Origin of the sequence: Vibrio penaeicida (assembly GCF_019977755.1) — a bacterium.
Lineage (GTDB): Bacteria > Pseudomonadota > Gammaproteobacteria > Enterobacterales > Vibrionaceae > Vibrio > Vibrio penaeicida.
In genome coordinates, this window is the sequence record NZ_AP025145.1 from 2,097,837 (window position 1) to 2,109,983 (window position 12,147).

The 12,147-nt window shown below is 43.1% G+C and carries 8 protein-coding genes; 5 read left to right on the forward strand and 3 right to left on the reverse strand.

Going from position 1 to position 12,147, the window contains the following annotated elements; translation table 11 throughout:
* Window position 1 precedes the first annotated feature (1 nt).
* Entirely contained in the window at window positions 2-922 is a 921-nt protein-coding gene (locus tag LDO37_RS27625) for a nickel/cobalt transporter (protein WP_224055642.1), read from the forward strand.
* A gap of 66 nt (window positions 923-988) precedes the next feature.
* On the opposite strand, the gene LDO37_RS27630 is transcribed toward LDO37_RS27625, so the two are convergent.
* Window positions 989-1,906, reverse strand: a complete 918-nt coding sequence (locus LDO37_RS27630; protein WP_126609678.1) for a cation transporter — start codon at window positions 1,904-1,906, stop codon at window positions 989-991.
* Window positions 1,907-2,144: 238 nt separating this feature from the next.
* Here LDO37_RS27630 and LDO37_RS27635 point away from each other — a divergent pair, with 238 nt between their 5' ends.
* On the forward strand, window positions 2,145-4,304 hold the full coding sequence (locus LDO37_RS27635) for a prolyl oligopeptidase family serine peptidase (protein ID WP_126609677.1): 2,160 nt from the start codon (window positions 2,145-2,147) through the stop codon (window positions 4,302-4,304).
* 134 nt (window positions 4,305-4,438) lie between these two features.
* Here the strand turns inward: LDO37_RS27635 and LDO37_RS27640 are convergent, their stop codons facing one another.
* Window positions 4,439-7,534 (reverse strand): alpha-N-acetylglucosaminidase TIM-barrel domain-containing protein, encoded by a 3,096-nt coding sequence (locus LDO37_RS27640; protein ID WP_224055643.1) that lies wholly within the window; start codon window positions 7,532-7,534, stop codon window positions 4,439-4,441.
* 816 nt (window positions 7,535-8,350) lie between these two features.
* On the opposite strand from LDO37_RS27640, the gene LDO37_RS27645 reads away from it, so the two are divergent.
* The 3 genes from LDO37_RS27645 to LDO37_RS27655 all read left to right on the forward strand — a co-directional run bounded on the left by LDO37_RS27645 (window position 8,351) and on the right by LDO37_RS27655 (window position 11,760).
* Entirely contained in the window at window positions 8,351-9,649 is a 1,299-nt protein-coding gene (locus tag LDO37_RS27645; protein ID WP_221768538.1) for a phosphatase PAP2 family protein, read from the forward strand.
* 74 nt (window positions 9,650-9,723) lie between these two features.
* Window positions 9,724-10,143 (forward strand): thiol-disulfide oxidoreductase DCC family protein, encoded by a 420-nt coding sequence (locus LDO37_RS27650; RefSeq protein ID WP_126607953.1) that lies wholly within the window; start codon window positions 9,724-9,726, stop codon window positions 10,141-10,143.
* A gap of 249 nt (window positions 10,144-10,392) precedes the next feature.
* Window positions 10,393-11,760, forward strand: a complete 1,368-nt coding sequence (locus LDO37_RS27655; protein ID WP_126607952.1) for a YjiH family protein — start codon at window positions 10,393-10,395, stop codon at window positions 11,758-11,760.
* On the opposite strand, the gene LDO37_RS27660 is transcribed toward LDO37_RS27655, so the two are convergent.
* A complete protein-coding gene (locus LDO37_RS27660) occupies window positions 11,757-12,005 on the reverse strand; it encodes a hypothetical protein (protein ID WP_126607951.1) in 249 nt (82 codons plus the stop codon). The two genes, LDO37_RS27655 and LDO37_RS27660, sit on opposite strands and share 4 nt — an antisense overlap.
* Window positions 12,006-12,147 lie beyond the last annotated feature (142 nt).

Genomic DNA, 12,147 nt, shown 5'->3' on the forward strand with positions numbered 1-12,147 from the left:
GATGATGCATTCTCCTTTTAAGTCTTCTCTATCGTCTCTCAAACCTTACGCGCTCGCCATAAAGCCGTATTCGAAGTGGGCCGTACTTGGCTTGATACTTATCGTGAGTTATCAACTGTGGTTAAGCTGGCCAACCCTAGTACTCAAAAGCATCCAAATTCAAAGAGATTTCAACGGTCAACTCAGCGATCTTCTTTATGATATTCAAGAAAAACGAGAAGGCGCTTTGTGGACTTTTTCTGTCGTCAGTTTGGTGTATGGCATTCTTCACTCTTTAGGTCCGGGACACGGAAAAGTCATCGTAACAACGTACCTTGTCGCTAAGCCCACACAAGCAAAAACAAGCTTAATCATCACTATATTGTCTTCGTTACTGCAAGCTTTGGTGGCGATTGCGATGGTTTCAGTCCTGCTTTGGTTATACAAAGCCTCTATGCGTGATGTTCATGCCAAAGCTGAATCTGCGATGATGGTGAGCTACTTCTGCGTATTATTGTTCGGCGTTGTTATGATTTATCGTTCAGTCAAGAAGCTAAGGAAGCCTCATCAGTGCTGCCACCACCACGCCCCAAAGTTTGCAGACAACTGGAAAGAGATCATCAGCTTAATCTTTACAATAGGTATTCGCCCGTGCACTGGGGCTATCATGATTTTATTGTTTGCAAATATGGTGGGTGTTTATTGGGTTGGAGTGCTAAGTGCCCTTTTAATGGCATTCGGTACCTGCTTAACCACCTCAACGATAGCAATGATGACTTTAGGCGGGAAGAAGCTAAGTGGGCGTTTATTTGGTGATAAACACCATCACCATAACCATTCCAAATCCCCCCATTACCTAGCCTTAGCCGGTGGCATCATCCTCGGTTTGTTTGGGCTTTTATTACTCCAATCTGGGGATGTTGCGTTCAGTCGAGTCATTTAAGGCATAAAAAAGGGAAATCATCAGATTTCCCTTTTTGTCGAATGGTCACCACGCCCCGAACAGCGTTTAAACCAGTACCATTTCAACATCAACAAAATTAAATTCCGCATCCAGTGTCGTTTTCAACTGCATCTTAGTATCTGTTACAGAACCCGATGGCTGCCCTGAAAGCTCTTCTAACGCTAAGCCGATAATAACTAAGTAACTGCTACCTGTTTTGCTAATATTCAGACTCTTTGCTGATATTCCCTGCGAGGTCAGTTTTTCGTTAACCAATGATTCGATTCGTTCATGCTGAACCTGATCTTGTAGCTTTCCTCCGGCTAACTCGATAAAGGCCTCCTTAATGATACCGATGGGCTGCTTAATCATCAGTGTCGCCAATACGACGACCAACAATGCATCACCAATATAGAGTAAGAAATCCCAATCGCTGCCCGCGGGGATATAGCCAATAACAATCAAGACTGCGCCAGTCGATACCGATAAAACACCATCAATAAACGATGCTTTTTTATCCACCTTAAGCATGGAACTGGCATTGCCAATCCGCTTATTTTGCACATGGTAAAGCAAGGATAAACCCCAGCAAATACATACCATTGCAATTGCGTAGTAAACAATGGGACCCGTTTTTATGGGTGTAATATCTGCCCCCTGAAGGTAAGCGATAATTTTTGTCCCATTGCCAGAAATGGCCGATATGATTACGCCAATGAGAAGTAAGCCTTTCATCATGGAATACAGCGCTTCGGTAACGTACAAACCAAATGGGAAAACCTCTGAACGAACGCTTTTTATCCGAGATATTTTGAGTGCGAAAATGGACGAAACAAACAAAATAAAAGACATATTTCCATCAAGTAAAAGTGCTTCGGATCCTGATAAATAGTAAGTCCACCAACCGCTGAACGCCATCACGAGATTCGCCGCTATTCCCACTTTAATAGACTGTTGCTCGCGCTTAGAAATTGAGTCTTTCATAGTACCTTACGCTTATGAGTTTCACGGGTGAGATACTATCACACCAACGCATTATGCAAACACTCTCCTTCGTTTACTCAATCAAAGAGATATCTCCACACCAAGCCAGCACTAAGCTCAGTATCAATCAGCGAGCCTTGTCGCAAATAAAATGAACCCACACAAATTCAAACGCCGTACGGTCTGAATTTTGTAGTACATTCCGTCTTTCCCTCAGAGATTTTCTTCAAGGAATCCCATGAAAAATAAGGCGTTCGCAATTGCGGCAGCTGTCGCTATCACCGGCTGTAGTTTGCCTACTGAACCAGAGAATGACACTCCAAAACAGTTTGCTCAACACATCAAAAACATCGCTATAGAATACCCTGTCACCAAGAAAGTGAACGTGGTAGATGAGTATTTTGGCGTAAAGATAAGCGACCCATACCGCTGGCTGGAAGATGACCAAAGCAATGACACCGCTGAATGGGTAAAATCTCAAAATGAGTTAACGTTCGAGTATCTAAATCAAATTCCATATCGACAAAAAATTGAAGACCGTCTCACGGAGCTGATGGACTATGAGAAAGTTGGCAAACCATTTAAAGAAGGGAAATACACGTATTTCTATAAAAACGATGGGCTGCAAAATCAATTTGTTCTCTATCGACAGGTAGACGATAACGAACCAGAAGTCTTCATTGACCCGAACACATTCAGTGACGACGGCACCACATCAATGGCAGGTATCAGCTTCTCTGAAGATGGCTCCCTTGTAGCCTACCAAATTTCAGAGGGTGGCAGCGACTGGCGCAAAGTGATCGTACTGAATACCGAAACCAAAGAAAAAGTGGGTGACACACTCATTGATGTGAAATTCAGTGGTGTATCTTGGTTGGGCAATGAAGGGTTTTATTACTCTAGCTACGACAAACCAAAAGGCAGTGAGCTTTCTGCTAAGACTGACCAACATAAGCTTTATTTCCATAAGCTTGGCACCAAACAGAGTGAAGACTCTCTGATCTTTGGTGGTACCGACGCTGAAAAGCATCGCTATGTGTACGGCTACACTACGCAAGATGATCGTTATCTTGTTGTTTCGGCCAGTGTCTCCACCTCTGGCAATAAGTTGTTCCTAAAGGATCTGTCTAAATCAAATGCTCCTCTGACGGCTATCACAGAGACAGCAGAGTCGGATACCTACGTGATTCACAGCAAAGGCAACAAGCTGTATTTGGTCACAAACCTCAGTGCACCTAACAAGCGCGTTGTTACCGTCAATGCCGAAGCACCTCAACCACAGAATTGGCAGGATGTAATCCCAGAAACAAAGCATGTCCTTCGTGTTTCAACCGCTGGTGATGCTTTGTTCGCGAGCTACATTGCAGATGCCGTGTCTAAGGTGAAGCAATACGATATGCAGGGCAAACTCATCCGTGAGATAGAACTGCCGGGCGTCGGCAGTGCAAGTGGTTTTTCTGGTGACAAAGATGCAACTGAGGTGTACTACACCTTCACCAACTACAAAACACCCGGCTCCATTTACTCCTTGAGCATTGAATCCGGCGAAAGCACACTTTATCGCCGCTCTACCGCTCCGTTCAAATCGGAAGAATACGAATCGCGTCAGGTTTTTTATTTATCGAAAGACGGAACTCAGGTTCCAATGATCATCACTTACAAAAAAGACACGCCAATGGATGGCACGGCTCCGACTATCCTTTATGGCTATGGTGGTTTTAACGTGAGTTTAACACCTAGGTTCAGCCCTGCTCGTGCCGCTTGGCTAGAGATGGGAGGTGTGTACGCAGTAGCCAATATTCGTGGCGGCGGCGAATACGGGAAAGAGTGGCACAAAGCCGGAACGCAATTGCAAAAGCAAAATGTATTTGATGACTTTATTGCAGCAGCCGAGTACCTCATTGAGGAAGACTACACATCAAGCAACAAACTGGCGGTAAACGGTGGCTCGAATGGCGGCCTGTTAGTGGGTGCGGTGATGACACAACGTCCAGAGCTGTTCCAAGTCGCACTGCCTGCCGTTGGGGTTTTAGATATGTTGCGTTACCACACCTTCACCGCAGGAGCTGGCTGGGCATACGACTACGGCACAGCAGACCAAAGTGAAGAAATGTTCCAGTACTTGGAAGCATACTCCCCTGTTCACAATGTGAAACCCGGTACGGAGTACCCAGCAACTATGGTAACAACAGGTGATCACGACGACCGCGTAGTACCTGCGCATTCCTATAAGTTCGCTGCAGAGCTTCAGTCTAAGCAAGCAGGTAACAACCCTACGTTAATCCGAGTAGAGACAAACGCAGGTCATGGTGCAGGCACACCTACGAGTAAAGTCATCGAGCAATACGCCGATGTTTACAGCTTTACGTTGTTTAACATGGGTGTTCAAAAGATCTAATCTGAAGCGTGGTTAAATAATCCCCATTGAGCTCTAGCTCACATAGTATAAACCTAAAGCCTTACGCTACATGAGACTTTATTAATAAAAACGCCACCCTTAATGAAGTGGCGTTTGCTAGTTAGTTCAACATATCAATATTTCCCGCTCGCAGACTGCAATAAGAAATGTGACCGTATGTTGCTCGGATCAATATCGTAACTTTCCACTTTCTTGTCAGATTGAGCTACCCCATCCTGATTTTCTGTGTGGATGTAATAGTTAGGCAAGTACCTATTACGTAACTGGTAATATCCATCGTCTGTTTGCTCAATCAGCCATTGCGCACTCCACCAAGTCCGAGGTGCCTGATCGGATGACGAAAGATTCACGTAACCGTTGTTTTGCTCGATATGGATTACGCGGTTGGTATATCGGTTAGTTATTCGATAATACCCATTCTCAACATGTTCAAAATTCCAGTCTGCCGACCAATAACTTAGTGATTTCGAGTAATGTTCAAGATTAGCGCTACTAAGTTGAGGTAGCTCATCCGTTATCGCCTCATAGCTACCCCTAGTTGCAACTCTCGCCATCCCAGTATAATCAGGGACCAATCTAAGCTTCCAATCTGCTGACCAATAAGTATCAGGAACATCAGTTGCAGCAACAGCTTCTAGCTTGTCTTCACTGTTAAGTTCTACCTGCTGTTTCCAATAGTTAGTCAAGCGAGCATAAGATGCAGGAACCCCCGTTGTATTGGGCTCACTGGTGTTACCTACCGAAAGTAACCACTGAGAACTCCACCACGTATCAGGAACAGATCCAGACTCAAGCTTGCCTGTATTGTTCTCAATATGTAGCGCTTTACCTGTACCTCGATTCACCAAGCGGTAGCGGTTAGTGTTGTTTACTTGCTCGACTTGCCACTGACTAGCATGATGTCCCGGCGACACACCATCTTTAGTAAGGGGACCGTTTGAGGTATCTACTAAGTAGTTTCCGGTATAGCGGTTTTCAATGGTAACGATCAGCTCACCATTTTTGGATTCGCTATTATCCAAGAATTTCGCGTATTTGCTGTACATTTCACGAGCAAGAGATTTGCTATCACCTACTGGTTGTGTCGCAAATGGCGCAACCGATTTCGACCAGTTTAATTCAAACTGATGCCAATTGATCGGCTGTGGGTTTTGACCTTGGATAACTTGCTTCTTGTGTGCTATCCACATCTGCCAACGAGTTTTATAGAACGTGCCCATTAGACCACTCCATTCTCTGTTGGAGTAATCTTTAAGTGATTGGGACGCCTCCCACGCTGTTACTAACAGACGGAAGTTTTTCTCATAAGCGTCAGATTCTTCAACAGTACCACCCGCAGCTCGTGCTTGTTGCAACCAAGTTCCAAGCATAAACTCAGACCTGGAACCCAAAAGCCTATCTAAATCATCGATTAAGACTAAGAACTGTTCAGAAAGCGCACTAAACTTAGCCAGATCACCATCATTGGCTGCTGCGACCATATCGACATGTAGAACACGTGCCACATCACTCATCAGTTGTCGACTTAAATCAACCAAATCAAACCTGAACCCATCACTATTGCTTCGTTGAGACTCAGCGAGTAGTAAACCAAGTGCATTTTTAATATGTGAAGGTCGGAAGTACTTGATCCGTGTTCCCCATGTAGATGCAGTTACGATGTGGTCATTTGGACGTGCCGTAAGCATGGATTCCAATGTACCTAGTGACCCCTTATAAGGATCATAAACATCTCTACGTAAAAGCTGAGCCGCAAGCTGCGAATTTTTGTTAGAGAACCCATATCGGTTTCTTTGATATTGAGTCATCCAATTACCGACGTCCACTTTTTCGCTCTGCCAAATCATCTCAGCTTGTAGGGAATAGAAAATCGGATTGTAATGTGTACCCTCAGGGAAGCTGCCCATACCGATCATATGTTCCGCATTTTTTTGATCGTCAGGTAAAGCATGACTAAGAGATACTAACTTTCCGGAAAAACCGGTTTTACCACCGAAGTTTTCAATTGTCCCTCTTATCCATGGAGTACCGCCAAACTCTCCAGGTCTCCATTGATTGACAGTATCATTGAATAATGAAGCAACAATAGCTTTAGACTTATCTATACTGTGTAACATTTCCTGATGTGGCGTATGAATCCAGTGTTGGAGTACCCACACTGCCTCTGGATTAGCCTCAACCATCGTATTCTGAGTCGCTTTACCCAATTCTGAAATATCCCACCCTGCTGGTGGAGAACCTTCATGAAAAGGATCCGCAGAAATATACTTTGGCAAGTAATCAAATGTCTCGGTGTAGTTATCATAGAAATTTTTTGCTATACGCTGAAAAGCAGGCTCTTCGGCATTTAGCAGCGAAATGGACGGCAACCCAACCCAGTTTCCTTGATGATAGACTCTCGCACCTGAATATTTTTCGCTTAACTTTTTAGGAATGACGCCATAAAAGCCAGGGATTACAGATTTAATACCTAAAGCACTTTGCCTACTGAGGATTTTTTTCTGCAAATCAACTTGTCGATCAAACCAAGTTGAATTGGCCCCATATACTTGACCACCTTGAGAATGGGTATTACCCATAAATTGCCATGGGAGATGCGCTGGGGCATTCAGCCATTGGTGGAAATCGCCTTCACTTAAGCCTTCGTCCATAAAAGTCTGCTTTAAAACAGCTTCAACCCCCACTGGGCTTAAAAGCATATTAAAACCTTCCAGTGCCAAGATATCTATTTCTCTTTGCCAATCATCCCACCCCCAATAAGGGGTTTGATAACCAAAAAATGTGTAATTTTGAGCATATCGATATTTGTATGGCGATTCTACTTGCACTGAGCTATCCATTGGTACGAGTTGAAATCCGCCATCCAAGTTCGTGCCATTTCTAGATACATGCTGGTTTAACTTATTTTTTAGGTACCAGTTAAAACCTGACACCATTGATACCGCATTATTTCCTTTTATTTTCAAACGCCCATTTTCTGTCGACACTTCAAAAGTGTCTAGACCAGAGGCAGAAGGCATGACTTCAAAATCCACGTTAGTAGAATATGTACTGCCAAATACTCGTTCAATAACGCTTTTTGCTTCGCCCGAATAATTGGGCAATTCGTTTGCAAAAACTGTGTGTGCTGGAGCAATAAACAAAACAACAAGTAACAAGTCCCTAGTTACTTTCCTCACATTGTGTTTATCTATTATGTTTTTATTCATTTCGATCCCTCGGAATATACTTCTTGTTTTGTAGAGAAGATAATTTCCTTTAGAAAATAAGCGCTCTACCAAACCAGTAGTAAACCAAAATAATTTTGATTACAAATTGCTCTAATCAAGCACCTTTGTTCAAAGAATCAACATAATCTTTTACTAATAAACTCGATATGCTTTCATAAACATCATGAATTAACTGTATAAAATAAGTTTTCATTCAAGCTCAATTAATTACAAATATTAGAGATAGCTTCATTAGTTACCACTAAAGGCTCGTGCGTCATAAAAAGTTCATATAATATATTTATCAATAGTAACAATAGGTTACCTAACCTCCTATAACTCACCGCTATGGCTTATTGCGTCAGATCACATTTGTAACATTTATAGTGCCAATTAAATTCACGCACTAAATTTATATACCGTTTTAAGTGAGGATAAAGCTCGAGGGGGTGAAAGGGTAACTGTATTTCATTTCTTGGGCAGAGGTAGAAAGCGAACTCCAAAATAGCGTATGAGTGAGAAGCCTGCATGACACCCTTCTAACCACATTATTTGACCTTTCAGGGAAATAGACATTTACCCGATTAAATTCAAAAAACCAATTTCATTAGATTCAAGTTGTAAATAACAAAGAGAAGTTCAAAACTGATTTTTGTTCTCGCTGAATAGAGTTGCCAGACGGTTTAACGAAACCAAATAAAGAGCACTTGTCCCGACTAGAATATTTACTGTCAGTTATATAAACAGCACGTATAATACGCCGCTGCATTACAGGTTGATTCCAAGAATGAATCGTTTCAATTAAAAGGATACACAATGAAGTTACGTGCTTGCACCGCGTTTGTAATTGGCGCACTAGGTACAGCGACACCTGCTATCGCAGCGTCCGAAATAACGGATATTCGTTCAGATTCCACAGTGGAAACCGGCGACATGCTGCAACTCGTGATCCCTCTCAGCGGCTATATGGCTGCATGGATGCACGACGATTGGGAAGGGGCAAAACAGTTGACCTATTCCGTTTTGGCATCGCAAATCATTGTAGACACCACGAAGAAAATCGTTGGCAGACAGCGTCCAAGTGGTACTAGCCCTCGTTCTTATCCTTCTGGTCACGCTGCTGCGGGTTTCTCTGGTGCGCACTTCTTGCAAATGCGATACGGTGCAGAATGGGGGATACCTGCTTACGCTGCTGCTTCTTACGTTGCCTACAGCCGAGTTCATGGTAAACGTCATTTCGTGAGTGATGTAACGGCAAGCGCGGGGATTTCCTTCTTAGTTAACCAATACTTTGTTTCCCCATATGCCAATGACGGGGTTTACCTCAATGCTCAGCAAACCGAAGACGGCATGTCACTGAACGTCACGGTTACAGAAGCGGCATTTAATCAAGAGCGCAGTTCAAAAGATCGCATTCAAACCGTTGCGGCACCACTCAAGAACAAAATTGAAGTAGGGTTGGGTTCTCATCTGAATTTCTTCACTGAAGACCTGATCATGAACCAGAACTTTAGCGATGCGACTCAAGTTGATAAGCTTCAACCCTATACCCGCATTACCTATTCTCGCGAATTGGCTAATAGCAACGCGCTGGATTTCGAATTCATTCCAACAGAACTGCGCGTTACAGGCAAAGCGAAACAAGACTTCAGCTATCAAGATAAAGACTATGCGAAAGGCGAGTCTTTGGTGAGTGAATACCGACACTACATGCTTGGTGGCAATGTATACAAAGGGTATACACCCCTAGAAAACTTTGATGTGAAATTTGGTTTAGGCGTTTATGCTCACCAATTTGGATACCAAGTCGCAAACGCAGATAGCCTAGGGCAACACACAAAGCGTGAGTACCTTCGTATTCTTCCAGCAATGACAGCCAGAGCAACCTACACACTATGGGAAAGTGTTGCTGTAACAGGTGAATATCGCTTCCAAAGCTGGGAAAAGAATAGCCACAACACGGCAAAACTGGGGGTTAACTATCAAATCAATCGTGCATGGGATGTGGGTCTGAACTACTTAGCTTCATCCACCAACCTTCCAGCAAGTGTCGAATTTGACGAAGTGGGCTACGACAACAGCTCGGTAGAGCTGGTTTTCTCGAATCGCTTCTAACCTCATCATAAATGTTGAATTTAAAGCTCCGAAATTCGGAGCTTTTTTGATCTTGGCGGAAGGTTACTCGTACAATGTCTGAAGATACCACTGACGAGAAAGACATGGCACTCACTATTTTCTATGATGGAACATGCCCTTTATGCAAAGCTGAAATGGATCAGCTCAAGCGTTTTGATACCCATCAACGTCTGGTTTTAGAAGATCTTTATCAACCCGACTTCTCACATAAATACCCAAATATCAGTGTTACGGATGCAAATCGGGTTCTTCACGCACTAGACGATAATAACCAACTGCTATTGGGGCTTGATGTAACTCAAGCTGCATGGAACGCCGTAGGCAAAAAGCCATGGGTGAATTGGTTAAGAAAACCGTATATCCGTCCAGTTGCAGATTGGGTTTACCTTAGGTTTGCCAAGCATCGCTACACCATTTCCTGGTTGCTTACTGGTAAGCGACGCAACGATTGCGATCAGTGTCGGCTTCCCTGATCTGAGTATATCGTAATCCAATAAACTTTGACCTAGTTATCAATTTTGTATATCTCGCTACTTGCACGCAACATTGTTGTTACAATACTCCACCCTAAAACCTATTTACCGCCATTTAAACTGAATAATTAAGAATAAAAATTGAATAGTATTGCAGGAATAACTGAAAGCAGTTATTCTTCGCAACATTGAATGAATACTAATGTTTAGTGAATAATTATTTACTAGCGGTAACAAGAGTATAAAAAGATGGATAACGTAAACACGGTTAGCTCTTCTAAGAGCAAAAAGAACTTTTGGGTCTTCTTGATCCCTTCCTTGCTTGGTCTTTTCCTTTTCATGGCACCCATCAGTTTTCAAGGTGAACTGACTATTCCTGTAGCTATTTTGGCTGGCGCACTAAAGGACTTACTGGGTGACTTGATTGTTCCTATCATTACCTTTGTGATTGGCTTTATGTCTGTAGCAACTATTTTGAATAAAGTTGCTAAGCCTGCGTTTGTCGCAAACAACGCCTTTTTAACTGGGTTGTTTGACCCTTCTCCACTTTGGTTTGCTGTACGTACCATTGGTGGTATTGCGGTCTTGATGACGTATTTCCAATTTGGTCCAAAATCCATTTGGGAAGAAAATACGGGGGGTCTTGTACTGGAAGGCTTAATGCCAACACTTTTTGCTGTCTTCATTTTTGCTGGCTTACTGCTTCCGTTACTTCTGAATTTTGGCCTGCTAGAGCTGTTTGGTACATTGCTGAGCAAAATCATGCGCCCACTATTTAACCTTCCGGGTCGTAGCGCGATCGACTGTATGGCTTCGTGGCTTGGTGATGGCAGTGTGGGTATCCTTCTAACCAGCAAACAGTACGAGAAAAAATTCTACACACAGCGCGAAGCCGCAGTAGTTGGTACGACTTTCTCAGCCGTTTCTATCACGTTCAGCCTCGTGGTACTGGCTCAGGTTAACCTGGAGCATATGTTCCTCCCTTTTTACGGTGCCATTTGTTTAGCTGGCTTAGTTGCAGCGGTGATCATTCCGCGTCTGCCTCCTTTGAGCTATAAGAAAGACCTGTACATTGATGGCAGCGCCCCAAAAGCGTCAGACAATGCCATTCCTGAAGGTCACAATAGCTGGTCTTGGGGTCTTAACCTTGCTCTAACAAAAGCAAGCAAAGTGAAGTCGGCGAAAGAGGTGTGTGTTGAAGGGCTAAAAAATGCTGCCGACATGGTGTTTGGTGTACTGCCTGTTGTAATGGCGTTAGGTACAATTGCACTGGTTATCGCAGAATACACGCCGGTATTTTCTATTCTTGGCCAACCATTCGTGCCATTTTTAGAACTGCTGAACATCCCTGAAGCGGCAAAAGCATCTGAAACTATTGTGGTCGGGTTTGCAGACATGTTTATTCCAGCCATTTTGGCGGCTTCTATTGAAAGCGACCTGACTCGCTTCGTTATCGCTGCTATGTCTGTTACTCAGCTTATCTACATGTCTGAAGTGGGCGCTTTGCTATTGGGAAGCCGTATCCCAGTAAACATCGCAGAGTTGTTCATCATCTTTATTTTGCGCACACTCATTACGCTTCCAGTTATTGCGGGTATCGCGCATCTGATTTTTTAAGTACAGATTTCTAAGTGCAGGCTTTCTAAGTATAAAGAGTAAAACACACCTAATGCCCCCTGATATTTCAGGGGGCATTTTTGTAAAATCCAATACTCTCTTACACTTTTTTTGTTTTCAATACGACTACTGAAAAACTGCATAAAATCACTATTATTCATTTGGTTACGCACCAGCATTAATGATTTCATTATCATTGATTTTACCGAACCCTGCTCTACCGCCTTCTCTTGTTTGTTTTTCAAAAAGCTCAAATTAAAATGCAAGCAAACATAAACTGTGACAACGCATTGATATAAACGTATCAACCAATTGAAAGTCACTTTATTTTTGCTATTAGTTATCTCTAAAGTATATGGGCTTATCTTTATTATCTTATTTATCAAT